At 48.8% G+C, this 24,185-nt stretch carries 25 protein-coding genes; 6 read left to right on the forward strand and 19 right to left on the reverse strand.

The annotated features are described in order from the left end of the window. Positions 1-112: 112 nt before the first annotated feature. The 3 genes from JT719_RS10780 to dxs form a co-directional block, all read right to left on the reverse strand. Complete coding sequence (locus tag JT719_RS10780) at positions 113-904, reverse strand: alpha/beta fold hydrolase (RefSeq protein ID WP_207433033.1); 792 nt, start codon at positions 902-904, stop codon at positions 113-115. 90 nt (positions 905-994) lie between these two features. Continuing rightward, positions 995-1,591 (reverse strand): hypothetical protein, encoded by a 597-nt coding sequence (locus tag JT719_RS10785; RefSeq protein ID WP_207433034.1) that lies wholly within the window; start codon positions 1,589-1,591, stop codon positions 995-997. 101 nt (positions 1,592-1,692) lie between these two features. Continuing rightward, positions 1,693-3,609: a 1-deoxy-D-xylulose-5-phosphate synthase gene (dxs, locus tag JT719_RS10790; protein ID WP_207433035.1), complete on the reverse strand. Its 1,917-nt coding sequence runs from the start codon at positions 3,607-3,609 to the stop codon at positions 1,693-1,695. Between the two features lie 398 nt (positions 3,610-4,007). Here dxs and JT719_RS10795 point away from each other — a divergent pair, with 398 nt between their 5' ends. Together JT719_RS10795 and JT719_RS10800 are read left to right on the forward strand one after the other, a co-directional pair. Further along, positions 4,008-4,784 (forward strand): segregation/condensation protein A, encoded by a 777-nt coding sequence (locus tag JT719_RS10795; protein ID WP_207433036.1) that lies wholly within the window; start codon positions 4,008-4,010, stop codon positions 4,782-4,784. Beyond that, positions 4,768-5,883: a lysylphosphatidylglycerol synthase transmembrane domain-containing protein gene (locus JT719_RS10800; RefSeq protein WP_207433038.1), complete on the forward strand. Its 1,116-nt coding sequence runs from the start codon at positions 4,768-4,770 to the stop codon at positions 5,881-5,883. The genes JT719_RS10795 and JT719_RS10800 overlap by 17 nt, the downstream gene beginning before the upstream one ends. Positions 5,884-6,152: 269 nt before the next feature. On the opposite strand, the gene JT719_RS10805 is transcribed toward JT719_RS10800, so the two are convergent. After that, on the reverse strand, positions 6,153-6,761 hold the full coding sequence (locus JT719_RS10805) for a DUF1684 domain-containing protein (protein ID WP_207433039.1): 609 nt from the start codon (positions 6,759-6,761) through the stop codon (positions 6,153-6,155). 43 nt (positions 6,762-6,804) lie between these two features. Beyond that, positions 6,805-7,791: a hypothetical protein gene (locus tag JT719_RS10810; protein ID WP_207433041.1), complete on the reverse strand. Its 987-nt coding sequence runs from the start codon at positions 7,789-7,791 to the stop codon at positions 6,805-6,807. A gap of 580 nt (positions 7,792-8,371) precedes the next feature. Between JT719_RS10810 and JT719_RS10815 the strand changes: the two genes are divergently transcribed. Next, positions 8,372-8,878 carry a DUF4199 domain-containing protein gene (locus JT719_RS10815; protein ID WP_207433042.1) on the forward strand — a complete coding sequence of 169 codons (507 nt, stop codon included), beginning with the start codon at positions 8,372-8,374 and terminating at the stop codon, positions 8,876-8,878. A 110-nt stretch (positions 8,879-8,988) separates the two neighbouring features. Here JT719_RS10815 and JT719_RS10820 read toward each other — a convergent pair whose 3' ends face one another. Next, complete coding sequence (locus JT719_RS10820) at positions 8,989-9,408, reverse strand: nucleoside-diphosphate kinase (RefSeq protein WP_207433043.1); 420 nt, start codon at positions 9,406-9,408, stop codon at positions 8,989-8,991. 190 nt (positions 9,409-9,598) lie between these two features. Between JT719_RS10820 and JT719_RS10825 the strand changes: the two genes are divergently transcribed. From JT719_RS10825 to JT719_RS10835, 3 genes are read left to right on the forward strand one after another with little or no spacing between them, the layout of a single operon-like run. Continuing rightward, complete coding sequence (locus tag JT719_RS10825) at positions 9,599-10,609, forward strand: DHH family phosphoesterase (RefSeq protein WP_207433044.1); 1,011 nt, start codon at positions 9,599-9,601, stop codon at positions 10,607-10,609. A gap of 32 nt (positions 10,610-10,641) precedes the next feature. Beyond that, a complete protein-coding gene (locus JT719_RS10830; protein ID WP_207433045.1) occupies positions 10,642-11,640 on the forward strand; it encodes an FKBP-type peptidyl-prolyl cis-trans isomerase in 999 nt (332 codons plus the stop codon). A gap of 11 nt (positions 11,641-11,651) precedes the next feature. Beyond that, positions 11,652-12,173, forward strand: a complete 522-nt coding sequence (locus tag JT719_RS10835; RefSeq protein ID WP_207433046.1) for an FKBP-type peptidyl-prolyl cis-trans isomerase — start codon at positions 11,652-11,654, stop codon at positions 12,171-12,173. 136 nt (positions 12,174-12,309) lie between these two features. On the opposite strand, the gene recO is transcribed toward JT719_RS10835, so the two are convergent. From recO to JT719_RS10900, 13 genes are all read right to left on the reverse strand, one after another. Continuing rightward, positions 12,310-13,023, reverse strand: coding sequence for a DNA repair protein RecO (recO, locus tag JT719_RS10840; protein ID WP_207433047.1), 714 nt, complete (start codon positions 13,021-13,023; stop codon positions 12,310-12,312). 96 nt (positions 13,024-13,119) lie between these two features. Beyond that, a complete protein-coding gene (gene porZ / locus JT719_RS10845; RefSeq protein WP_207433048.1) occupies positions 13,120-15,435 on the reverse strand; it encodes a type IX secretion system anionic LPS delivery protein PorZ in 2,316 nt (771 codons plus the stop codon). Between the two features lie 103 nt (positions 15,436-15,538). Then, entirely contained in the window at positions 15,539-16,384 is an 846-nt protein-coding gene (locus JT719_RS10850; RefSeq protein WP_207433050.1) for a UbiA family prenyltransferase, read from the reverse strand. A 110-nt stretch (positions 16,385-16,494) separates the two neighbouring features. Beyond that, positions 16,495-16,689 (reverse strand): cold-shock protein, encoded by a 195-nt coding sequence (locus JT719_RS10855; protein ID WP_062543874.1) that lies wholly within the window; start codon positions 16,687-16,689, stop codon positions 16,495-16,497. Between the two features lie 111 nt (positions 16,690-16,800). Beyond that, the gene (locus tag JT719_RS10860; RefSeq protein WP_207433052.1) at positions 16,801-17,295 is read right to left on the reverse strand and encodes a KdsC family phosphatase; all 495 of its coding nucleotides are present in this window, start codon (positions 17,293-17,295) and stop codon (positions 16,801-16,803) included. Positions 17,296-17,348: 53 nt separating this feature from the next. Continuing rightward, positions 17,349-17,588 (reverse strand): Fe-S cluster assembly protein IscX, encoded by a 240-nt coding sequence (iscX, locus tag JT719_RS10865; protein ID WP_207433054.1) that lies wholly within the window; start codon positions 17,586-17,588, stop codon positions 17,349-17,351. Positions 17,589-17,731: 143 nt separating this feature from the next. Then, positions 17,732-18,061: a 2Fe-2S iron-sulfur cluster-binding protein gene (locus JT719_RS10870; protein WP_207433056.1), complete on the reverse strand. Its 330-nt coding sequence runs from the start codon at positions 18,059-18,061 to the stop codon at positions 17,732-17,734. A 96-nt stretch (positions 18,062-18,157) separates the two neighbouring features. Beyond that, on the reverse strand, positions 18,158-18,961 hold the full coding sequence (locus JT719_RS10875) for a Rossmann-like and DUF2520 domain-containing protein (RefSeq protein ID WP_207433057.1): 804 nt from the start codon (positions 18,959-18,961) through the stop codon (positions 18,158-18,160). 183 nt (positions 18,962-19,144) lie between these two features. Then, a complete protein-coding gene (gene ccsA / locus JT719_RS10880; RefSeq protein WP_207433059.1) occupies positions 19,145-21,751 on the reverse strand; it encodes a cytochrome c biogenesis protein CcsA in 2,607 nt (868 codons plus the stop codon). A gap of 147 nt (positions 21,752-21,898) precedes the next feature. Then, entirely contained in the window at positions 21,899-22,324 is a 426-nt protein-coding gene (locus JT719_RS10885; RefSeq protein ID WP_207433060.1) for a cytochrome c maturation protein CcmE domain-containing protein, read from the reverse strand. Positions 22,325-22,466: 142 nt separating this feature from the next. Further along, complete coding sequence (locus JT719_RS10890; protein ID WP_242693135.1) at positions 22,467-22,745, reverse strand: CcmD family protein; 279 nt, start codon at positions 22,743-22,745, stop codon at positions 22,467-22,469. After that, positions 22,732-23,397: a cytochrome c biogenesis protein CcsA gene (gene ccsA / locus JT719_RS10895; protein ID WP_207433063.1), complete on the reverse strand. Its 666-nt coding sequence runs from the start codon at positions 23,395-23,397 to the stop codon at positions 22,732-22,734. Before ccsA (JT719_RS10895) ends, JT719_RS10890 begins: the two co-directional genes overlap by 14 nt. Before the next feature lie 144 nt (positions 23,398-23,541). After that, a complete protein-coding gene (locus tag JT719_RS10900; RefSeq protein WP_207433065.1) occupies positions 23,542-24,183 on the reverse strand; it encodes a heme exporter protein CcmB in 642 nt (213 codons plus the stop codon). Positions 24,184-24,185: the final 2 nt, after the last annotated feature.

A 24,185-nucleotide genomic window follows, 5' to 3' on the forward strand; every position in this document is an offset into this window, starting at 1 on the left:
TAACATGATCGGCATTAAAAATCTGTTTTGAGGCTACTTTTAGACAAACAGCCTTAAAACGGATTCCCAAAGTTTCTCATTCGGACTATAGAACCAGGCCTGATCTGCACTTCTAAGCCCCTACCGGCGAAATAGTTTCGGCGAATTTTAGCAGCGTCTGCCGGGTAGCCAAGCTTTTCTCAAACATGCCCATGTGGCCCACGCCGCCAATGAAATACGTCATGCTTTGCTCTGGCAGATGGCACTGCTGTAAGGTGGCCACCAATGGCACGGCCGGGTCTTCTTTCCCTACCAGAAACAGGATTGGGAAGGTGGCATTTCTCAGCACCAACGTCCGGTCTTCGCGGTCGCGCATGGCCTGGAGGCAGCCCATGATTGTTTCCATGGGAGTAGCCTTGCCGATGCTCTGCATTTTCTCAATGGCACGCTGGCAGTTTTGGCGGTTCTTTTCGGCGAATAAGGGGGCTACAAAGCTGTCCATGAACTTCTCCACGCCGTGTTTCTGCACAAACTCCATGGTTTTGTTCCGGTTTTCCTTTTTCTCCTCAGAATCAGGCAACGCACTGGAATGGAAAAGACACAAGCCGCGCAGTTTTTCGGGATACTTTTCGGCAAAGGCCAAGGAAACATAGCCACCCATGGAGTGCCCCACCAGCAGGCACTTGTTCACATTCAAGGCCTGTAAGGTCTCATGCACCTGCTCGGCCTGGCTTTCCATGGAGAAATCCGTAGGCATAGCGCTCTCGCCGTGACCCGGCAAATCAATGAGGATGATGCGGTACAGATCTGCCAGCGACTTCACGAAGTCGGTCCAGAGCGCTTTGCTTTCACAGAAACCGTGCAGGAAAACGAGTGTAGGGCCTGAACCCGATACGGTATGAGATAAGGTATGCGTAGTTGCCATAGGAAGGGGTGCGTTTAGAGCTTATTTTACGAAAATCTGGCTAAAAATGGCATTCCACCGTGTTGATAGTTCCTTTTCAACCTGATGGAGTTAATGAATACAGCCTTCGTAAATTTCAGCTTTCACGGAGAATGCCTGCGGGGCTTTCTTCCGTAGAATGGCTAAGGCAGAATCGGCGCTGGCTTGCTGTTCATAAATACCGGTAACCAAGGCAATGGTATTCTCCCTGGCTTGTCTCTGGTACAAACTCAAATACTCCAGGCTCAGATGGGCATCTGGGCCTCTTATGGGGTAATAGTCCCCGACAAACATCTCGTCTTCGTCATCCTCGGGCAACACAATCCTGTTTTTCTTGGCATCAAAGTACCACCCCATGGTGTCAATGGGTTGCGCCAACGCCTGGTGCAGCCGCATCATCTCATTTCTGAGGGGATAATAAGCCTGCCCGGTATCGGCGATGGTGACGTAGTAAGTCCCGAATTCATTTGCCACGTCTTCGTCAGACATATCGTCTCCTGCCTCTACATTGTCTTGTTGGGGACTCCCTTTTTCAACAGATGGTACCGGTTGAGGCTCAGAAGCCTTGGGTTCTGTCACCATAGGAGTACTTGTGACTTGTTCCTGGGCGGAAGAGCCGCTACACGAGGCAAGCACAAACAAGAGCAAGGGGAGCAAATATCCTTTCATTAGCAGATGGTTTCTGAAAGAAAGATAGAAATAATTGGCAAACAAAAAGCCCTCACAAGTTATGAAACCTGTGAGGGCTGATTCTATCTTTTCTAGGATCTTTACACGCGTACGGCAACATCCATCAGTTCACGTACGGTGCGCTCAATGCCCTCCGGATCAAAACCACAAAGGCGATGCAGTTCCAGTTGCGAGCCGTGCTCAATGATCATGTCAGGGATTCCGAGGCGTTTTACCTGGGCCTGGTAGCCGTTGTCTACCATAAACTCCAGCACGGCACTCCCGAATCCGCCCTGCAAACAGCCGTCTTCTATGGTAACTACTTTGTCGTACTTCCGGAAGATGTGGTGCAGCATTTTCTCATCCAGAGGCTTGGCGAAACGCATATCATAGTGCCCTGGGCGCAGACCATCCAGTTTCAGGTTCTTGCAAACCTCCACAGCATAGTTCCCGATGTGCCCAATGGTAAGAATGGCCACTTCCTCGCCTTCCTGAATCACGCGGCCCTTGCCTACTTCAATCACCTCCAGCGGGGTGCGCCACTCCGGCATAACGCCTTCGCCGCGTGGGTAACGGATGGTAAACGGTCCCATGCCGTCCTGGCTGGCGGTGTACATGAGGTTGCGCAGTTCCTGCTCGTTCATGGGGGAAGACACCACCATGTTAGGAATGCAGCGCATATAGGCAATGTCATAGTTTCCGTGGTGCGTCTGACCATCGGCTCCCGCAAAACCGGCTCTGTCTAAGCAGAAAACTACGTGCAGGTTCTGCAGACACACGTCATGCACTACCTGGTCATAGCCTCGCTGCATGAAACTGGAGTAGATGTTACAGAACGGCACCAGGCCTTGGGTAGCCAAACCCGCCGAGAAGGTCACGGCGTGTTGCTCGGCAATTCCTACGTCCAGCGCACGGTCTGGCATGGCCGCCATCATAATGTTCATGCTGGAACCGCTTGGCATTGCCGGTGTCACGCCAAAAATCTTGGGGTTCTGCTCTGCCATTTCCAGCAGCGTATGCCCAAAAACATCCTGGTACTTGGGCGGCTGCGGCGTGGTGTGGTGTACTTTGTAGATCTCACCGGTGACTTTGTCAAACAAACCGGGCGCGTGCCACTTGGTTTGTTCTTTCTCGGCCAGGGCAAAGCCTTTGCCTTTCACCGTCACGCAGTGCAGGATCTTAGGACCGGGGATTTTCTTCAGGTCTTTGAGCACCAGGGCCAGATGGTTCACGTCATGCCCATCAATGGGGCCGAAGTACCGGAACTTGAGGCTCTCAAACAGGTTGCTCTGTTTCAGCAGAGAGGCTTTAATGGCGCTTTCCACCTTAGAGGCAATCTGCTGGGCGTTAGGCCCAAACTTGCTGATTTTGCCCAGAATGTTCCAGATCTCATCACGCACTTTGTTGTAGACGCGGGAGGTGGTAATGTCTGTGAGGTATTCTTTGAGCGCACCCACGTTGGGGTCAATGCTCATGCAGTTATCATTGAGGACCACCAGCAGGTCGGCATCGGTAGCACCGGCGTGGTTCAGGGCTTCAAACGCCATACCGGCGGTCATGGAGCCATCACCAATCACGGCAATGTGGTGCCGGTCAAATTCTTTCTTGTATTGGGAGGCCACGGCCATTCCCAGCGCCGCCGAGATAGATGTGCTGGAGTGTCCTACGCCAAAGGCATCGTACTCGCTTTCTTTTCGCTTGGGGAAACCCGAGATACCATTTAGCTTACGGTTGGTATGGAAAACATCGCGGCGGCCGGTTAAGATCTTATGTCCGTAGGCCTGGTGCCCCACGTCCCAGACCAACTGGTCATATGGCGTGTTGAACACGTAATGCAGCGCCACGGTCATTTCCACCACCCCTAAACTAGCCCCGAAGTGCCCCCCGTAAATAGACACGTTGTCAATGATGAATTGCCGTAATTCCTGGCATACCTGCAGCAACTGGTCTTCAGACAGTTGGCGCAAATCAGCTGGCGAGTCAATTTTGGCCAGCAGTTCTCCGGGTTCAATTATCATAGGGGTGTGTTTGGGTGGACATAGATGCAACAACGTAAGGAACAGAAAGTTTAGCCATATACGTAGTAGCACCCAGACAAATAGCAAAAATACAGATTTTTTCTGAGAGGTGTTCTTTCTGCCTCCGTCTGGTGACACTCATTTTGCGCTTCTTTTTATAAAAATACAGGAAAAACTTATTTATTCCCAAGGGTTTGCACCAGGAGTAAACTTGACTTTTTCAAAGCCTGCTTAAGTTGGTTTCCTTCAGGGAAGGTCATCAAATCTCTTGCCACACCTCCAGATTAGACAAGATTTCAGGAAAACACCTCAAAAACAGCTTCTTCCGGCGCTAAAATTAGCGGTTAGCGTATCTTATGCGTAATTTTGGGGTTCAACCATAGTTGTAACGTCCGTCTGTGAGTTTCGAAATAAAGCTGCCCCTCTTTGAAGGCCCGTTTGATCTGTTGCTTTTCTTCATTGAACGCGACGAGCTGGACATCCATGATATTCCCATCTTCCGGATCACGAACGATTTCGTGGGCTACATCCGGGAACTGGAGACGCTGAACATGGAAGTGGCCAGTGAGTTCATCCTCATTGCCGCCACGCTCATGCGCATCAAAGCCAAGATGCTGCTGCCCCGTTTTGAGAAAGACGAGGAAGGCAACGAGATTGACCCGCGCCAGGAGTTGGTGCAGCACCTGCTGGAGTACAAGCGCTACAAAGAGGTTTTGGGCGATCTTAGTTTGCTGGAAGATGTGCGCCTGCAGCAGGAAAACCGAGGCAACATTGACGAAGAACTCAGTAAGGTAGCCGCCAAGCACCAACTGGAGTACGAGCTTAAAGACCTCAACCTCTACAGCCTCATGCATGCGTTCCACAAGGCCATGCAACGGTATGAGGAAGAGCAAAACCGACCCAAGCACACGGTAGTTACCTACCCTTACACCATTGATCAGCAGCGCGTCTACATTAAAAACCGGGTGCGGGCACAAGGAGCAGTCAATTTCACTGATCTGCTGGAGGCCTTCCCAGACAAAATAGGATTAATTTTTAACTTCCTGGCCATCTTAGACTTGCTTCAACTAAACGAGATTGGCTTGGAGATTGCGGATGGGTTTAATAACTTCCGTATTGTGCCTTATTCTGAAAACCAGCACCTGACCATCATTGACCATGGATCTGAATCGTAAGAAATTACTCTCATACTTCACTCCGCAGCGTATTCTCATTCCCGTGGCGATTGGGTTGGGCGTGATTGGGTACATGTTCTACCGAGACAGCGCCGAGATGGATTTCTCACCTCTCTACAACGCCAAACCTTTCTGGCTGGTGATGACTTTTCTGGTGTTGGTGGTGCGCGACTTTGGGTACATTTACCGCATCCGGTACGTGACCGAGAAATACCTGAGCTGGCGCAAAAGCGTTGACGTGATCATGCTCTGGGAGTTTGCCTCCTGCGTGATGCCCTCTGTGGTAGGCGGCTCTACCGTGGCAGCCTTTATGCTGAACAAAGAAGGCCTAAGCTTAGGAAAATCACTGGCTTACGTAATGGTAACGGCCATGATGGACAACCTGTACTTCATCATTGCCGTGCCGCTGGTGTTCCTGATTACTGCCGGAGATATTTTCCCGGAGGTATCAGCCATGGAGTTCTCCGTAACGGCCAGCCTTGAAATTGCCTTTGCCATCAGCTACATTCTTATTGCGTTTTATGCCTTCTTAATGGCCTATGGGCTTTTGATCAATCCTACGGCTGTAAAGCGCCTTTTCTTGCGGGCTACTTCTTACAAACTGACGCGCCGCTGGCGCCCGGGTGCCTATAAGAACGGCAACGAACTGGTATGGGCCTCCCAACAACTGAAAGGCAGCACTTTTGGCTACTGGGCCAATGCCGCCCTTAGTACCGCCTTCGTTTGGACCGCCCGTTATTTTGTGATCAACTGCTTGATTGCGGCCTTCACCGACATCAGTTTCCATGACCACGTACTTATCTTTTCCCGCAACATGATCTACAAGATTGTGCTGTTGGTAGCCGTTACACCCGGTGGCGCCGGCATAGCCGAGGTTGCTTTCCCCACATTCTTCGGGCAGTTCCTGGGCCGTTTCACTACCGTTATTGTGTTACTGTACCGCGTGGTAACCTATTACCTGTACCTGATTTTGGGCTCTTTCTTCCTGCCTCGTTGGGTACTGCGCGTGTTTGGCGAACATCCTGAAGACGATGAGGACGAAGAAAACCTACGTTTAAGCTCCGTTTCTGAGAAAAGGGACGCAAAACCCAGATACTAACAAAAGTAACCTTTAAGGAAAGGGCCGGCTTTTATATAGCCGGCCCTTTTTTGTTGTAAAAGTGAATCATTGACCTATTTTCTTGGACTGGGCTCAAGAGGAACCTTGTATCTCATCTAGATTTATTCACCGTTTAGTGTCTCAGATTAGGATTGACCAGACCTGTAAAGCCTCGGCAAACGATTCTGCGTGCAGAGAAACAAGGTTCCCACTACTACTTTCTGCCTCGTTTCTCTCCGCAACAAAGGAATTACCTCACTGCTTATAGCTTACTTCTCATAGGTCTTTTCTCCGGCTTCTATCCGTACAGGCAATTTGTTTTCTTTTGGAGGGATAGGACAAGAATAGCCCGCACTATAGGCGCAATAGGGATTATAAGCTTTGTTGAAGTCCAGTAATACACTATCTGTCCCCTCAGGAATGGAGAAATCCAGGTACCGCCCTGTAGCATAGGTTTCTCCTCCGGTGGTCGCATCGGTAAAAGGAATAAACAGGTAATCTTTGTATTTAACCTGCTTCATCAAATCCTGACTTTGGTACAAATTCAGCTTCAACGCTTGACCGTGCAACAGGAAGTGCAGTTCTCCATACTTCACATAGTCAGGAGTTCTTTTCCCAGTAGTCGGCATCTTGAAAATAGCCTCTTGCGGAGTGCGCACAAATTTGGCCTTTATTTGATAGGCATTGTTTATTGGGTAATAAACTAAACCCTTAAACGCTTCCTTTTCCTCAGGTGAAAGTGGAGAATGATCGTCAAACCTGAACGTGCTGTCTTGCTTTGCCCTATGCTTTGCTATTTCCTGTTCAAAAGTTGCAAGTTCCTGCGCATTTGATAGAAAGGGAAACAAAAGGCAAAGAATTACTAAAAAGGATTTCATTCCAAGATTATTGAATTGCTTTTATGATAATAGGAGGGAATTCTTAGAAGTACTCGTATTCATATTTAGTTCTCCTCTTCACCTTTCCCCTTTTGCCGCTCCAAACAGTTTGCTCTAAATCCCCCCTTTGGTTGTATGTATAACTGAATTTATCTAATACTTTACCTTTTCTATCTAACACTATCTTCTCTATTTCATTTCCTTCCTCATCGTACAAGAACTTTGTGATGGAGACATCTCTGTCTATCCCAAGGCCGGTTTTTCCCCCCAGGTTAATAATGTGAGAGACTTGCTTATTTTCATCTAAGAGCACTTTTTTCTCAGACAACAAAAATCCTTCAGGTGTAGACTCTTTCACAATAAAACCATTTGCTATTGTATCATAATCAATAATTGTGTTTAAATTATTGAATGATCTTCCCCTTGGTACGATTCCAGAATACCCACCATTACTCAAAGAGTCATAAGCAGAATATTGGCGTACTTGTGGCTCTGGGTGTGTAAATTTCTCCCCTTGGCCAAGGTAAAAAGTATCCACTTTGCTGTTAGATTGGTGCACAAATACTTTGCTGATTCTTCCATCTGTGGCATATATATGCCCATCTTCGCGTTTGTAGCGTTTTTGCTCAACTGTCTTCAGAAGTGTGTTTCGAATTGAGAAGGTTTTATCTATCTCTTTATAATACTCGTATTCTTTCATAGCTAGTGTAGTATCCTTCCCGAAGATGGACTCACCAAAGGTGTAGTCAACTTTTCTTTTCAGGCGTGCTTTCTCATCAAATAGCAACTCCTGCTTCAGTACAAAAGGCTTCATGCTGAACAAACCTTCACTGCTCACAAAAGTCCTCATTTTCTTTACCCCTTTAGGACCTCTCTCTACGGCAACCTCCCTCATATCTGCATATACCCCTTGTATTTGTAGGTGGGAACCATCCATTTGCCCAAAGCTAGGACCAGAGAAAAACACGCTTAGAAATACCACAACTAGGCTTGTAACAACATTTTTAAAATCTTTTTCTAGTAATAGCATGCAATACTTGTATTTAATTAAAAATGGAATCAGTTTTTTTCAATAAACAGGTATTAAAATTAATAAAAAGGAAGTATGCTCTGAAGCAGATTTCCAGAACCTTCGGCATTCAACAAAAGAATTTACCTCCCTTCATTCAGGTTCATAGTGATTCAGACAGGAAATGAACCATGAAAGATGTACGCCCCAGCTAGTTGATAACAAAGAGACAAGCCACTTTCCGTTGCTCATTTAAGAGCACTCGTCTTTCTGCCACTACTTTACCTCTTGAATTCTTCCTTAAAGACAAATAGGCTCTAGCGAATGAAACTTAACTGCACATTGTACTCTATTCTTGTACTGCCTATTGCCTCATCCTGACAACAACCCGCTACCTACTCAATACTTCTGATTACACCATATAAAGTTTGTAAGACCTCCAAAACCTTTCCGTTCAGCCTCGGTTATTATCAAGTGAATGGGTAAGTACAATGGACAAAACACAAATGTTTACGTATTGATTACTAACCACTTCACTGTTTCAAACCCCAAAAACGCATATTAAACAATGTAGTACTAGCAAACTCAAACTATGGAATCTATGGCAACTACCTCAATCCAGGGCATTGGTGTCCGGTATGGCATCATCTCCGCCGTTGCAATGATCGTCTACTTTTTGGTAATTATTTCCCTTGGCTTGCAAGACAGCGAAATAATCCGTTTTGCCAGCAACATCTTCATCCTGATAGCCGTGATTCTGGCTATTGGCACTCTCAAGAAGAGACATGATGCCATGAATAGGGAGACTCCTTACCTACCTGGGCTGGCCATTGGGTTTCTGGTAGGCTTGATAGGCTCAGGGCTGTACGCGGCTTTCATTCTCTTTCACGCTATCTTTATCAATCCGGGCTACGCCGGTGTGCTTGAAAACCAAGATTACTTTGGCGTTAGCTTGCCACTAATGATGGTGCTGGGCTCCGTTGTGATACTGGGCACCGCGGTGGGCGCCATGACCGGCTACATTCTCATGATGGCCTTTGACAATTCTGGAGGCAGCATGGCAACACCCACCACCGGCCATAGACACCTAACCAATAAGCCAAACTAAGAACATCTGTATTCAGCCCTGTTTTCTATAGAACGGGGAAATTCAGCGGCACAAAAAAAAACGCCTGACTTTGCAGTCAGGCGTTTTTGGTATGTTTTCCTGGAAAGAGCTTAGAAACGCTCGTCGGCAGAGAAGAAGAAATCGCCTTCAATCTGGGCGTTCTCGTCAGAGTCAGAACCGTGTACGGCGTTGGCCTCTACAGACTTGGCATAGATTTTACGGATAGTTCCTTCGGCCGCCTGGGCTGGGTTGGTAGCACCGATCAGGGTACGGAAATCCAACACGGCATTGTCTTTCTCCAGAATCATGGCTACGATAGGGCCAGAACTCATGTATTTCACCAGGTCACCATAGAAAGGACGCTCTTTGTGAACTTCGTAGAATTTACCGGCACGCTCCTCATTTAAGCGTGTTTTTTTCATGGCTACAATTCTGAAGCCAGCCTCTTCTATCATTTTAGTGATACCGCCAATGTGGTTGTCCTGTACGGCATCTGGTTTGATCATGGTGAAGGTTATGTTTCCAGCCATTTTTCTTATCCTTTATTGGGTTTATTAGAGTTTTCGCCGGCAAAAGTAACACACTTTAGGGCAAAATTCACCTTATACGGGAAAAAACCCCATCTGGCACGCACCTCCTTGATTTTATTTGTTTTGTACCCGAATTCTTTAGAATTTTGCATCTTGTATCCGCTTTTTTCAAGCGGATCGTGAGTTTACAATGCAGCAAATTAACGCGCTAAAGGAGCTCTTGCAGACTCCTAAGAAGATCATGATCACCACGCATCACAAACCCGATGCGGATGCCCTGGGTTCTTCGTTAGGATTGGCAGGCTACCTTAAGAAAAAGGGGCACCAGGTAAAGGTTATCACCCCTTCAGATTATCCTTCTTTCCTGAACTGGATGAGCGGGAACGAAGAGGTTTTGGTATACAGTGCCCAGACAGATGCCCTGGCCCAGGAAATCATCAAGGGAGCCGAGGTGATATTCTGCCTTGACTTCAGTGCCCTCAGCCGGATCAATGAACTGGGGCCCTACATTCAGCGGGCTACCGGTACCAAAGTACTCATTGACCACCATCTGCAGCCCGAGGACTTCACTGACATCACCTTCTCTGACACCAACGCCGCCGCAACCGCAGAACTGGTGTATGAAGTGATCAGAGCCATGGGCGATGAGTCCTTGATTGATGTGGCTATTGGGGAATGTCTGTACGCCGGTATTATGACCGATACGGGTTCTTTCCGTCACTCCAGCACCACCCGCAACGTGCACATGATCATTGCCGATCTGTTGCACAACGGCATTGACATCTGCAAGGTGCACCGCAATATTTATGACAGCTACTCAGAGTCGCGGCTACGGTTTCTGGGCTATGTTTTGAAAGACAAGCTTACGGTAGTACGGGAATTCAACACCGCTTACATTGCCGTAACTGCCGAGGAACTGAAGCAATACAACTCCCAAACCGGCGATACCGAAGGCCTGGTGAACTTTGCGCTTTCCATTGAAGGCGTACGCTTTGCCGCCCTGTTCATTGACCGCTCAGAGGCCGTGAAAATCTCTTTCCGATCAGTGGGTGATATCTCGGTGAATGAGTTTGCGCGGGCGCACTTTAACGGTGGCGGTCACAAGAACGCAGCAGGCGGTATCTCGCATCTGCCTCTGAACGAAACCGTTGAAAAATTTGTGAATCTATTACCGCAGTACGCGGAACAACTGGTAAACTAAACCCTTAAAGACGCTTATTTAACCAAAAACCAATGTTCAAAAAATCATTTTACCTGCTGCCAGCTTTGGCAGTGGCCTTGTTAGCTTCTTCTTGCAAGAATCTGGGCGAGGACAAGTTCATGAAGACTCCTTCTGGTCTGGAGTATAAACTCTACACCCAGAAAGACGGCAAGTATGAATTGAAAGAAGCCAAAGTTGACTCTGCTGCCTACAAAGCCAAGCTTGACAAAGTAATGAGCTTTGAGATGGAATACCGTAACGCCAAAGACTCTTTGTTGTTCAGCACCAAAGACAACGCCATGCCTATCCAGATCAAAATGGTGGAGTCTCCAAACAAAGGCAGCATTGAAGAAGCATTCCTGATGCTGGACAAAGGTGATAGCGCCGTGTTCAAGATCAACGCTGATACCCTTTTCGCGAAAACCTTCAGAAGCCCGCTTCCTCCGTTCATTGAGAAAGGCAGCTACTTGACTTTCTTCGTGAAAGCAACCAACTTACAGACCGAGCAGGAGGCCATGGCCGACTATCCTAAACTGATGGAGCGTCAGCAGAAAGAACTGGAAGCCCGCGCTGCTAAACAAGGTCCGGTTGATGACAAACTTATCCAGGAGTACATCAAGAAGGAAAACCTGACCATGCAAAAAACTCCGTCTGGTGTTTACTACGCCGTTACCCAAAAAGGATCTGGTGCTAATGCCACAGACGGTAAAGTAGTAAGCGTGAAATACAAAGGCACGTTGCTCAACGGCAAAGAGTTTGATTCTTCTGACAAATCTAACGGTGGTAACCCTATTGAATTCCCGCTGGGCCAAAACCAGGTAATCAAAGGATGGGAAGAAGGCATCAAGCAATTCAACAAAGGCAGCAAAGGCATCTTGTTGATTCCTTCTCCGCAAGGCTACGGTTCTGTGGCTCGTGGAGCAGAACTGCCAGCTAACTCTATCCTGCGTTTTGATGTGGAGTTGGTTGACATCAAAGATGCTCCAGCAGCTCCAGCAGCCCCTGCTGGTCCTGCCGGTCCAGGTCTATAATCTAAAACAATATGCAACAGTTAGTGAAAAGAAGCGGTTTGTGGCAGTTGTTGCTGGCAGTTTGTACCCTTTTTGTTTTCAACTCCTGCAGCGATACAGATCCGTATGATCCGTATGCCAATTTTGACCACGCAGCCCAAGCGGCTTACGAGGAGGAGGTTATCAAAGCGTACCTGACGCAGAACAACATCACAGACTTTACCCGCACCGCTTCTGGACTCTACTATGTAAAGAAAGAGGCAGGTACTGGTGACAAACCAACAACAGGCACTAAAGTAACCATTGGTTACATTGGCCGGCTCATCCAGGGAGGGCAGAAATTTGATTCTTCCTATGACCGGGCCAAAAACCTGGAGTTTGTGATTGGGAACAAAGAAGTGATTCCTGGTATGGATGAAGGAATGACCTTGATGCAAGAAGGAGAAAAAGCGTTGCTTCTTATCCCTTCCCGTTTGGCTTACGGCTTAACCGGTTCAGGCAGAATCCCGCCAAATGCCCCTATCATGTTTGATGTTCACCTGATCAGCTTCTAACTGTTGCACAGTTATAGCTTAAAAAAGAAGAGGCCTCCTTTTGAAAGGAGGCCTCTTCTTTTTTAAGCCTATTTTTCAGAAAATAGGCCTAAAACAACGTTGTTCCAAATCAACTTGTCTGAGGATAACAGCTGATCTATTCACTCAGCACTTCAGAAAGTACCGGCAGGGATTTGATTTCGCCTAACTGTTCCACGTGTAATTGAAAGTACCTAACCAAAAGGTAGAGCAGCTCCCGGCGTACTTTTCCGTTGGGCAAATGCGCACTTTCCTGATTTTGGATTACTTCAGCCAAAAAAGGTTCTAACTGATGAAGCTGCATCAGGTTATTGTTGCCGGTGGTGCCTGCACCGCCCGCTTCAAATGCTACCTGTGTGATAACCTCTTCGGCCGATGACACGGCAAACCCCAGATAGGCGGCCAGGTTCAGCAGGAAAGCCAGGTGGAAGTTCTCAAACCCGGTCTCCATTTGGTCGAAATGAAGGATAGACGTATGCAGGAACTCAAACAAAGACCGGTTTTCCTCCTCTTCCCTTACTGTTCTGGCCACTATCTCAGACAAGAAAAGCAAGATACTGCTCTTCCTGATATCATAGGGCACGGTAGCGAAAGGATGGCTGCATTTGTATTCAGAGATTCTGGTAAGCCCGCCTTTCGCGGAAGGGTACACTACCATGTCCAGCAAAGTAAAAGGCTGGAACAGGGCAATACGCGAGGCACTTCCCTTCTTCCGGACACTATTGACAATGTAACTCTGCAGGCCTAACTCCTCGGTGTAAATGCGGACAATGATGGAAGATTCTTTGAACTTGATGAAGTTGAGAACAATACCACGGGTTTTTACCAGCATAGAAATGATGTAGTTTCTGACTTATCCTACGAAAACCGGCAGGATTCTGTCAATAGATAAAGGACGGACCTTGCGGAATCAGTACCCGAATAAAGGCTACTGAATGGCAATCTTGGTCATGCAGGTCTGGGTACCATCGGCGGAGGAGGCCAGCACCAGATACACGCCCGCTTTTGCTTTGCGGCCGTTGTAGTCTCTACCGTGCCAGGCAAACGTGCCCCCGGCAGATTTCCCCTCAAACACCAGGAACCCGGCTGCATCGGTGATCTTCACAGAGCCGTTATCCGGCAAGCCTGAGATACCAATGGTGCCTGTGAAACCTGCCCTAACCGGGTTAGGAAATACCTGAAGACAGTTTTGGTTTACTTTCTCGGTACGGGTAGCGGTGCCCCGATATACCGCAATCCCCCCTTCGGTGCCTATCAATACTTCTCCGGTAGTAGGATTGATTGAGATGTCTCTGATTTTGTCTGAAGGCAATGGGCTGTTCCGGGTAGTGAAGTGATGAATCATTTCTTCACCGGTTTCATTGAAAAGCCAGATCCCGGTATCGGTGCCAATCCATTTCCGGTTGCCGCCGTCTACGGCAATGCTCCTGATCACTTGCCCCTGCAGCAGTGGACGTCTTTCATAGATAGGCAAGTAAGCCCCTGCGGAGGAAGAAGAGAATAAATCTGGTGAACTGGTGAACACAGCCACTCCGTTGTTGGTACCGGCCCAAACCTCACCTTGCAGGTCTACCGCTAAGGCAAACACCTGCTTGCCGGGTAAGCCTCCCTGTCCTTCTCCGCCAATGTAGGCGTACCGGCTTTCCAGGTCATCGTACACAATCATGCCGGCATCGTTCCCGTTGGTACTAATGGTTACCCATTTATAGCCATTATCATCTACCACCACTTTGTCTAAGCCGCTGCCCAATCCGTAGCCCGGAAAAGGATGCGACTTCCAGGTACCATCCAGTTTCAATTCATATAACCCGGGAGAGTTGGCAAATTGGTTCCGGTTGGTGACCCAGACGCTTCCGGCGGCATCAATGGCAATGCCCGGCACCCTGATGTAATTGCGGTCATTCACATCCAGGGAGCTGAGCAAAGGGCTGTTGGTATTATTGTACAACGTGACATCATCCAAACCGTTCCACTCAATCAAACCCGCTCCATAACTGGCGATGTAGAGTTTGCCATTCACCGGGTTGCGGCGGGCCATGACCAAATCTCGCGCATGAGCCGGGAACCCGCCACCACTGGCAAAATTGTAGCTCACCCACTGGCCGTTCTGGTACTGGTAGAAACCCGCGGCTGAACCGCGTTGCAAATAACCTTGGCTGTAACCGCCGCCTAATACCGTGAATAGCCCGGGCTCTGCATACACGCTGAACACGTCTACCGAGGCTGGTCCGTTGGGCACGTACCCTAAGGCCCCGGCATTAGTCATTTGCACTAATCCCTTTTCATAGCTGGCAGCCCAGATTCCTCCAGCTCTTGCCGGGATAGCCATGCGCACGTTCAGCAGCAAAGGATCCGTTTTGATTGTAGCCTGGCCTGTGGCGTTTATCTCCAGCACTTCATCTACGCCCGAAATCACCAGCCTGCGACCGTTTGTTTCCATGGCCCTGAACTGATTTCCGGAGGTAGAAAAAGGTGCTTTGCTCCAGCCAGTTCCGTTGTATTTATAGATGCCATCGTTCGTGACGCCTACCAGTACTTCTCCCCTAAACGCCGAGATGGTTTTCACTGCTTCGGTTCCCAAACCTGCCGGCAGCCCATCAGCAGCGCCAAATCGCTTCCAGCTTCTAAAGTCAAGCAGATTGGCATTGTTCAGGCTGGCTCCCATCACTCCGCCGGAGGAAGCAATGTACAGGCTGTCACGCAACACCACAGAGGAGTAAACCTGCACTGCCTCTCCCTGTGCGCCGAGGTTGCTGTAGGTATCTTTGATTTCAAGCTTTACCAGATCTACTACCACCAACCCAAAAGACGTGGATACATACGCTTTCTTGTTATGTGTGTACAGATGGTGGATGATCTTGGCACTTGGCATGGTCTTGCGCAATAACTCCGTTAGGTTGTGCACCTTGCCGTTCATGAGTAAGTCCAGGTTGGTATTCTCATAGGCAATCACCAACGTGGCCGTGGTTGAGTCATACCGGAGCGTGCTGAGGTTTACATCACTGAACCCATCGGTACGGGATAGGGTTTGCAGCGTGTTTTCTTCTTTGATATAGCGAAAGAACCCATCCTCTGTGGCGCAGTAAATGGAAGAGGGGGTTTCGGCAACTGCTTTTGCGCGGTTATTTGGCACGTGGATCTGCCAGGAACCAATTGGCAAGCTGGACGTTTGGGCACTGACCGTGAGTACCCCCAAAAAGCTACAAAGGATGGTGATGAAACGAAGCAAACTTGAAGACGCCATACCCAAAGTTACACAGATTCAAGCCGTTTTAGGCTTACTTTGGTTTAAACACACGTAAAACGATTGTACTTACTTTCTTATTTCTGGTGGTGCTTCATCCTTTTTAGTGCAGCACCAGCATAGAGCAGATTCCGGTGAGCATAATGGCCTTACACAGCCAACTCAGGTGCGTAAACTCCCTTTTCCTATCGGCAAAGAAGATCTGTCTTACCAAAATAAGGGTAGGCAGCACCACGCCCACAAACAAGTACACCACAAACAACGGCTCATGCCAGCGCTTAAGCATAATGAACCCGGTGAACAGCAAGAACAGGAAAATGAGCAAGTACAACACCCATTTGGTTCTGGGGAGGCCCAGAATGATGGGCAGCGTGCGGCATCTGAAAGAGGCATCGCCCTGAACATCTTCTATGTCTTTGATGATTTCCCGTACCAAAGAAATCAGAAAAGCAAATACTCCGTAGGCCCAGGCCGCCAACGAGGGCTGACCTGCCTGCAACGGCACTACCAGCACCATAGCCGCCGACAGCAAAGCAATGGTAAGATTACCAATAAACGGCTGCTTTTTGAACTGGGCAGAATAGCCCCACAAGAGCAAAGCCACTCCCAAAAGCACCAACCCAATGCGTACGCCCAACAACAGCCCCAGCAGAACCCCCACCGCCGACAGGTACATATGAATCATCATGGCCTTGCGCCGGGTAAGGAACCGCCCCACCACTACCCTCTCTGGTTTGTTGATGCGGTCTATCTTGATGTCATAGTAATCATTGATGATGTACCCGGCGGCGGCCACACAGATGGTTGCCACCACCAAGAGCCCGAACTGCCAGGTAAGCGTCTGCCACAGCGAATGCTCTGGAAACACCAGGAATTTCCGCACCAGCAGCTGCGCCAACAGCATAATGATCAGATTAGGAAACCGAATGAGGGCCAGAAACTGCTTCACAGGTAAAACTTAAGAGAACGGAAGTTACGGTTTAATTCTTACCTATGAAAAAAGCCCCTTCAACAGGGGCTTTTTGATGCTTTTACAAAATGAGTATGATGCGTAGAAGTTTAGATTTTCTTCACGTTAACCGCGTTAATGCCTTTTTTACCTTCTTTGGTGTCGAACTCCACTTTGTCGTGCTGTTGGATCTGGATACCATTGAGGCCTGTAATGTGTACAAAGAAATCCTCGTTGGTGGCTTCTTCTGTGATAAAGCCGTAGCCTTTAGACTCGTTGAAGAATTTAACAGTTCCTGTTTTCATAAAAATTTAAAAATTGAAATAATGAATGATTGTGTAAATATAGGATTATTATACAAAATCCAAACTTTATTTATAAAAAAATTAAAAACAAGGAAAACTGCTTAAAAGTAACTACCAGCGTTTCTGTAGTTTCATGACCATCTCAATGAGTTCACGTACTGCTCCTTTGCCGCCCTCGGCAGTGGCTACGTACTGCGAGATGTCACAGATATCAATAGCGGCATCGGCGGGACAAGCGGAGATTCCGCAGTGCTGCATCACTTCCATATCAGGCATATCATCGCCCATGAACACTACTGTTTCTGGGTCAATTCCATAATAATAGACATAATTCTGGAAGGTATCAAGCTTATTCTCAACGCCCAGGTAAATGTCTTTGATATCCAAAGACTCCAAACGCTTGCGCACCCCAGGCTCATTGCGCCCCGAGATAATGGCAACCCGGTATCCTTTCTTGAGGGCATGCCTGATGGCGTACCCGTCCTTGATGTTGAAGGCCCGTGCCTGCTCTCCGGTAGAGAAGCACAGCAGGGTGCCATCTGTCAAAACGCCATCCACATCAAAAATGAACGTGGTGATATTCTTGAAATCAGGAAGTGCTTGCATGACTGATCAGGGATTTTGGCCTAGGAATTGAAAGCAGCAGCTAAAAAAGAAGACTATTGGTTATCGCGCCACTCGTACACCCACTTGGCCTGGATTTGCTCCAAATGACCCTCGTTGGCTTCTTCGCGCTTGCCTTCAAAATTGGGAAGGCTCAATACCCACTCCAATAAATCAGTGAACCGGATACGGTAGATTTTGTTCTCCCCGAATTCATCGCCAAATTTCTCGTATAGGGCCATGGCAATGTCTTCGTAGTCGTTCCACTTCATTGGTGGTTCATATGATTTGCTCATACTCTTATTAGCTTAAAAATTGCTGATTACTACTTAATAGTGAACTAGAGACCGAAAGGTTTTAAACAAAGGAGTTTTGCTAACTGATTTACCCCATCAGTTAGAGTTTAGCTTCTTTACACCCTTAAAACCAGTGGATAATTTTAGTGTCCCAGGAAGTCTTGTCTAGGAACGGTGATAACTAAGTCTTGCCCGCCCTGCACCACGCATTGGCAAGCCAGGCGGGAATTGATACGAGGGTTAACGGCACGGTCAATGTAATCCTCTTCTTTGTCTGAGATCTCAGGCAGGTCATCCATCCCGCTTTCCACGTAAACATGGCACGTGCTGCAACCGCAAACCCCGCCGCAGTTATGCTGCAACTGAATTCCGTTGTTCAGGGCCACGTCTAACACAGATTCGCCTTCTGCCCCCATGTGGGTTTCGTCTGGCTTCCCGTCCTCGAACTTATATGTAATATTAACGACTTTCATGCGTATGACTGTTTAAAGGTGCAAAGGTAGGCATACAACGGCCCTAATCAAAACTCGGTCCTGTTGTAACCAGTTCCTTCCTTTAAACCGCCTGTTTTAGGCCTGTTTTCCGGAAACTAACCCCTTTTCAGCCACCGTTTGGATGCTTTGGGTCAGTACCTGGTAAAGATGCTGGTACTGTGGTTCAGAACTGAGCAGTTGCAGGTGCGCCTCAATGGTATTTACGTCTCCCCGCTGGGCAGGTCCGGTCTGAACCGTGAACGGCGGAAACTGAAAGGCTTTCTGTACAGTCTCCTGCACCAGCGGCGCCACCAGATTTACCGGCAGATCGGCCTTTTTCAGGATTTCCTGGGCCACGCCCCATAGATGGTTGGTGAAATTACAGGCAAACACCGCCGCCACGTGCAATTGCCGTCTTTCCTCCCCTTTCATCAACACTACCTGATGGCTGAGTCTTTTGCCTAAGGTAAGAAGGGCTTCTTCGGCGGTTGGTGTAGAGGCCTCCACGCAGATAGGAATTTGGGCCCAATTGAGATCCTTTTCTTTGCTGAACGTTTGCAGCGGATAGAACACGCCTGTTGTGACTTCTGTCAGCGAAGCCAACAAAGCCAATGGCTGAGCACCGGATGTATGGGCCACTACTGCCCCTTCCGGGAAACTCGCCTTCTGAACCAACTCTGGTAAGGCTTGATCGGGCACAGCCAACAGGTAAATATCTGCGTGGGGCAATTCCCGGAAGTTTGTTGCTCCTGTGGGAATAGCGGTTGGAGCATGCTCCACAAGCCTTTGGGCCGAGGCTAAGGTTCTACTATAAATCACCGGTATCTCTACCCCAATCTTTGCAAGCCCTTTCACCAGGTGCGTGGCTACGTTGCCAGCCCCCACAATTCCTACTTTCATTATATTGTGTACTTGTTCTGGAGGATAAAGTAACTGCTTTCTTTCCTTAAGCCCCCACGGAAGTAAAGGAACCAGCCCTTAAGCTTCGTTTCAGGGCTGTTATCAGGAAAGCAAGGCAAAAACAAAAAGCCGTTTGCCTGAGGTTTCTCAAACAAACGGCTTTGAATCTATCAGATAACTAAGTTAGGCCAACTGCTTTTCGCGTTTTACGGCTACTTTTCCGGCCGGACCTTTAGGGCCCTTGCTGCTGCCTCCTTTTCCGTCTTTGTAGTGGCGCACAATAGCCATCACAAAGCCCGCACTCATAATGATAGTACCAATCCACAGAATGCTAATGAACGGTTTTTCCATCGCTTTCAGGATGATGTAATCTTTCTGCGTGGTGTTGATACCAATGGTAAATTGACCTTTCTCCGGATCAATGTTCAGGAGCATGATGCGCAGACCCAGGTCTTCAATCTCCTCAGGAACGCGGCCTACCATACGGTCTCTGATGGCATAGATAGGGTGTGCGTGGTAGGTACGGCGCTCACCAAGTACCTGCATATCGGCCTGTACGGCTACGTCGCCAGGTTTCAGGTTCAGGAGCAGGGTGTCTTTGGCGGGCTCAATACCGTGCAGCACGGCTACGTAGTCATTCACGAACAGCGTATCGCCAATCTTCACCTGGTACTCTTTCAGCTCGCCCCACTCCTTCTCTTCGTTGAAATCCGGGATAGTGGAAACGTGCGTGTACAGGTCTTTGGTCCCGAACATCTTGATATCCGGTGAGGCCAGTAAGCCCATCTGCGGATTCACCTGCGCCCGAGGGTACAAGGTAAATACTTTATTGGTTTCGCGGTTCTTGAATTCTACCTCGTAGTACGTGTTCTCTGGATAGATCTCCACGGTATCGCCGGAGGTATACACCACTTTGTCGCCGTCTTTCAGCGGACCACGGGCAATAGCCTTGAACTCGTCTTCAATTCTGAAGAGCTGCTGCTTGTTTACGTAATCTGGCAAGCCTTTCACCTCCAGGTACTGACCTTTATAGGTTACTTTGTACGGTCCCATATCCGTGGCAGCATTTCTCCACAAGAGTACGTTGTCACGGTTGATCTCATCGCCAAACTCGCGGGCGTACACCATGCCAGACATGTTGGTGGAGATGATGTTAGAGTAACCGGCAGAGAACAAGATACCAATCAGCATCAGGGCCACGCCAATGTGCGCCACGGCACCACCGGCAATGGAGACGTTCTTCCGCAGCACCCCCAACAGAATAGCCAGGTTACTGAACACCGCATATAGGGCCGTAGCCAACAACAGAATATAAGCAGGATTATCAATGCGCTCAAAGTAGCCCATTTTGCTGACCAACAAGATCAAGCAGGTAAACAGACCCGTGAAGATGAGCGGGAGCATGAACACTTCAGATAATTTGGTGCCGCTGTTTTGCTTCCGCCACCACAGCAACTGCCCCGTTCCGGAAAGAATGGCAATGGCAATCCCCATCCACATCTGGAACTTGGTATAGTGCGCAATCTGATCGGCGGGAAGCGCCACGTTGGTTTTCACACCAATGAAGCCCATGAACGCATTGTACACCGGAATTGACGTAGTAACCAGCACCTGGAAGGCTCCCAAACACAGCACCGCGGCGCCAATGAATACCCAGAATTCACCAGAATAAGTAGCGATCTCTTTCTCAGTGGCCGGGATGTTTTTCCAGCGAACCACCAACAGACCAATGGCCAGTACCACGAAAGCTGCCAAGTACGTGAACAACTGACCAGACAAACCAAGGTCAGTAAACGAGTGCACCGAGGCGTTCCCCAAGATACCGCTCCGCGTTAAGAAGGTAGCATACAACACCAGCAGGAACGAGGTAATGAACAAAATGAACGTAGCACGTAAAGCGGTTCTGCTTTTGCGGTAGGCCAGCAAGGTATGGATAGCTCCCACCAGCACCAGCCACGGAATGTACACCGCGTTTTCTACCGGGTCCCAGTTCCAGTAACCACCAAAGTTCAGGGTTTCATAGGCCCAGTAGGCACCCATCATGATTCCCACGCCTAATACTACGGCAGCGAACAAGCCCCAAGGCAAGGCTGGCTTGGTCCAGGAAGAGAAGTCTTTTTTCCAGAGACCGGCAATAGCGAAGGCAAACGGCACCAGGGTAGCAGCGAAGCCCAGGAACAGCACCGGCGGGTGAATCACCATCCAATAGTTCTGCAACAGTGGGTTAAGACCGGTACCATCTTTCGGTACGAAGTTCGGGTCCATCTGGAACACCGGGGCATCGGTCATGAAGTCCCGCATCAGGATGAACGGTGAAGACCCGATTTTCAGGTCCCCAATCACCACACCCAAGATCATAGAGGTCAGGAACAACTGCACAAACGAGAACACCGCCATTACCGGGCTTTCCCACTTTTTGCCGGCAAACTTGATGAGCACCAGGCCCAGCAAAGCGTGCCAGAAGATCCACAGAAGGAAAGATCCTTCCTGGCCTTCCCAGAAGCAGGAAATCATGTAATGCACCGGCAAGTGGTTACTAGAGTGGCTCCACGCGTAGTGGTACTCGTAGCGGTGCTCGTAAATAATGTTGAAAAGACAGAAAATTATCCCGAAAACCGCCAGCACGTGCACAAAGAAGGCAACGCGGGCTAGTTTTTTCCAAGAGGCTTGCTCACCATCCAGCGCATTGCCGTTGGCAGCAAAAGAGAAAGAAAATGAAGAGACCAGCGCCGTCACAAACGCGATGATGACACTGTAGTGACCCAAATCACCAATTAAAGTATTAACCATTTTAAATAGTTATGAGTCTTGAGTTCTGAGTCTTGAGTCAGAAACTCAAAACAACAACCCTAAAACTCTTATAAATGACAATAACTAAGGGAGAATTGGCTTTGCCTTGAATAACTCAAGACTCAGAACTCAAGACTCAGAACTGCACTATAGGCTTGCCGTTTCTACCTTCACCTCGTTCTCGGTGTACTTAGAAGGGCATTTAAGCAAAATCTTATCGGCCACGAAGGTGTTACCCTGCATGTTTCCGGTGATCACCACCTGCTCAGATCGGTCAAAATCCTGCGGTTTAGGGTTGTAGTACACCACCTGCTGCTCCACCCGGTTGGTATCTACCAACACAAAGGAAAAGTAATTGGGGTCCAGCATGGGGTCATACTTCATTCCTACAATGTGGCCTTTGGCATCTTTCTTCAGCCGGCCTACCACATGTACCTTGGTGTCATCGCCTTCCTGAGCTCTGGCTTTGGCTTCATTGAAAGGCACGTACACGCTGGCATCACTAGCAGTAGACATGATGATGCCGATGGCCACGGCAATAATCAGAATCCCGATAATGTGTATTCTTTTCATGGTTATTCAAGCATTGGCGGAATACTCCGCTTCTCTAACAACACTTACTTTAAATTAAATCCGCTTGCCGGCGCTTTTTCTGCATCCGGTAAGCAATTACCGTTTTAGAGCAGTTTAAAGGAAAACTGCCCCAAAACGGGTTTTATTGCCGAAGCTCGCGCTCTAACCGGCCAATCTTTTTATCTAAGCTGATGAGATACAGCAGAACCCCCAGCAGCACACTTACCAGCACGGCCACCACAATGTAGATCTTTCCGTCGCGGCGCAGTACATCGGCCATCTCTGGGTCAGCGGCTGCTTTATCTGCCGAAGTGTATTCAATGGTGGAGCCTTGCTCAGGAGCGTTCTGGGCGTAAACCGGGGCCGAAAAAGCCGCTGCCCAGGTCAGGAGCAGCATCAGGAGCCATTTATGCATTTTCATAGAATCGTTGCTTTAAAACTTCCAAACGGGTGCGCAGGTGCACCACCCAAACTCCCAGCAGGGTCCAACCAATCACGGCCGGATAGAACACGGCACGCAGGCGGCTGTCCAGGTCATAGGAGTTGAAACCGGGGTTCCCGCCGTTGCCCGGGTGCAGAGAATCGGTCATGCGCGGCAGGATGAATAAAAGCGGAATAAGCGCCGCAAACGCGAAGATGTTGTACACCGCACTGATGCGGGCGCGCTGCTGATGGTCCTGGAAGGAACCGCGCAGAATGAGGTACGCGAAGTAAATCAACAGGCCAATGGCTGAGGCGTTCTGCTTGGGGTCATTGCTCCAGAACTCGCCCCACGTGAAACGTGCCCACTCCATGCCGGTGATAATGCCCAGCACACCAAACAGGATACCCACCTTCGCCGACTCATAGGCAATAATATCGTTGCGGGTAAGCGGATTACGCAGGTATTTGATAGAGTACACCACCGACACCAGCAGGATCAGGATCATCCCGAACCACATGGGCACGTGGAAGTACAGGTTGCGGATGGTCTCGTTCAGGATGGCCAAACGAGGCACCTCACTGAGCATACCCATAATAACTGTATACAACAGCAATACTATGGTCAGCCATTTCCACCAAGAAAGCTTCATTCGTTTTTAACTTAATTTTCTGTTTTCGGGCTTAAAACACCCTTCTTCTTTTTATTTTCCTGGACAGCTCCTGATCACAGCAAGCAGCAGCGTTCATCTACAATTTCCTTCCAAGGAAACAAGCTTCTATTTTTCAATCAACTATCAACTGCGCCACAAATACGGGAACAGGATATAAGACACGGTGACCACAATCATATTGATGGCCAGCAGCACCAGCGCCTCGTCCAGACTCACCGAAGGGTCCAGCCCGTCAATGGCGTTCTTGGACATCTTCATGAGCATGAGCAGCATGGGCACCATCACCGGGAAACTGAGCACCGCCATCAGCGTGCCGGTATTGGCCGCTTTGGCCGCGATGCCCGAGATCATGGTCAGGGACGTGGCAAACCCAACCGCGCCCAGCACAATGGTGACCAGGAACATGCCCACGTCCTGCACCGGGTTGCCAATCACTACTGCGTAGAACGTAAAACACAGCAGGGAAAGTACCAGCATGAGCGCCGCGTTGTAGATCATCTTGGCCAGAATCACGCCCTGCGGACTCACCACACTATAATAATAGAGCAAACGGCCACGGCTTTCCTGGGCAAATCCCTTAGCAATGGCGTTCACCGCCGTGAACAGCAAAATGATCCAGTACAAGGCATTCCAGACCGGCACCTCCAGTCCTCCGAAGCGCAAACTGAAGCTTAGGTAACAGATGAAAACCGTGCTGCCCACGTACAGAAGCATGCCGTTGAACGCATACTTCTGCCGCCATTCCAGCACAAAATCCTTTTGCATCA

The sequence above is a fragment of the Sabulibacter ruber genome, from assembly GCF_017355955.1.
In the GTDB taxonomy this organism is placed as follows: domain Bacteria; phylum Bacteroidota; class Bacteroidia; order Cytophagales; family Hymenobacteraceae; genus Nibribacter; species Nibribacter ruber_A.

Excerpts from the sequence above, each read along its gene's own strand:
- iscX (WP_207433054.1), bottom strand. The coding sequence starts at position 17,588 with ATGAGCAAATCATATGAACCACCAATGAAGTGGAACGACTACGAAGAC.
- JT719_RS10870 (WP_207433056.1), bottom strand. The coding sequence starts at position 18,061 with ATGAAAGTCGTTAATATTACATATAAGTTCGAGGACGGGAAGCCAGAC.
- JT719_RS10825 (WP_207433044.1), top strand. The coding sequence starts at position 9,599 with ATGCAGCAAATTAACGCGCTAAAGGAGCTCTTGCAGACTCCTAAGAAG.
- JT719_RS10855 (WP_062543874.1), bottom strand. The coding sequence starts at position 16,689 with ATGAAAACAGGAACTGTTAAATTCTTCAACGAGTCTAAAGGCTACGGC.
- JT719_RS10785 (WP_207433034.1), bottom strand. The coding sequence starts at position 1,591 with ATGAAAGGATATTTGCTCCCCTTGCTCTTGTTTGTGCTTGCCTCGTGT.
- ccsA (WP_207433063.1), bottom strand. The coding sequence starts at position 23,397 with ATGAAGCTTTCTTGGTGGAAATGGCTGACCATAGTATTGCTGTTGTAT.
- dxs (WP_207433035.1), bottom strand. The coding sequence starts at position 3,609 with ATGATAATTGAACCCGGAGAACTGCTGGCCAAAATTGACTCGCCAGCT.
- JT719_RS10890 (WP_242693135.1), bottom strand. The coding sequence starts at position 22,745 with ATGAAAATGCATAAATGGCTCCTGATGCTGCTCCTGACCTGGGCAGCG.
- JT719_RS10805 (WP_207433039.1), bottom strand. The coding sequence starts at position 6,761 with ATGAAATCCTTTTTAGTAATTCTTTGCCTTTTGTTTCCCTTTCTATCA.
- JT719_RS10800 (WP_207433038.1), top strand. The coding sequence starts at position 4,768 with ATGGATCTGAATCGTAAGAAATTACTCTCATACTTCACTCCGCAGCGT.
- ccsA (WP_207433059.1), bottom strand. The coding sequence starts at position 21,751 with ATGGTTAATACTTTAATTGGTGATTTGGGTCACTACAGTGTCATCATC.
- JT719_RS10900 (WP_207433065.1), bottom strand. The coding sequence starts at position 24,183 with ATGCAAAAGGATTTTGTGCTGGAATGGCGGCAGAAGTATGCGTTCAAC.
- JT719_RS10860 (WP_207433052.1), bottom strand. The coding sequence starts at position 17,295 with ATGCAAGCACTTCCTGATTTCAAGAATATCACCACGTTCATTTTTGAT.
- JT719_RS10875 (WP_207433057.1), bottom strand. The coding sequence starts at position 18,961 with ATGAAAGTAGGAATTGTGGGGGCTGGCAACGTAGCCACGCACCTGGTG.
- recO (WP_207433047.1), bottom strand. The coding sequence starts at position 13,023 with ATGCTGGTAAAAACCCGTGGTATTGTTCTCAACTTCATCAAGTTCAAA.
- JT719_RS10885 (WP_207433060.1), bottom strand. The coding sequence starts at position 22,324 with ATGAAAAGAATACACATTATCGGGATTCTGATTATTGCCGTGGCCATC.
- JT719_RS10820 (WP_207433043.1), bottom strand. The coding sequence starts at position 9,408 with ATGGCTGGAAACATAACCTTCACCATGATCAAACCAGATGCCGTACAG.
- porZ (WP_207433048.1), bottom strand. The coding sequence starts at position 15,435 with ATGGCGTCTTCAAGTTTGCTTCGTTTCATCACCATCCTTTGTAGCTTT.
- JT719_RS10830 (WP_207433045.1), top strand. The coding sequence starts at position 10,642 with ATGTTCAAAAAATCATTTTACCTGCTGCCAGCTTTGGCAGTGGCCTTG.
- JT719_RS10835 (WP_207433046.1), top strand. The coding sequence starts at position 11,652 with ATGCAACAGTTAGTGAAAAGAAGCGGTTTGTGGCAGTTGTTGCTGGCA.
- JT719_RS10780 (WP_207433033.1), bottom strand. The coding sequence starts at position 904 with ATGGCAACTACGCATACCTTATCTCATACCGTATCGGGTTCAGGCCCT.
- JT719_RS10810 (WP_207433041.1), bottom strand. The coding sequence starts at position 7,791 with ATGCTATTACTAGAAAAAGATTTTAAAAATGTTGTTACAAGCCTAGTT.
- JT719_RS10815 (WP_207433042.1), top strand. The coding sequence starts at position 8,372 with ATGGCAACTACCTCAATCCAGGGCATTGGTGTCCGGTATGGCATCATC.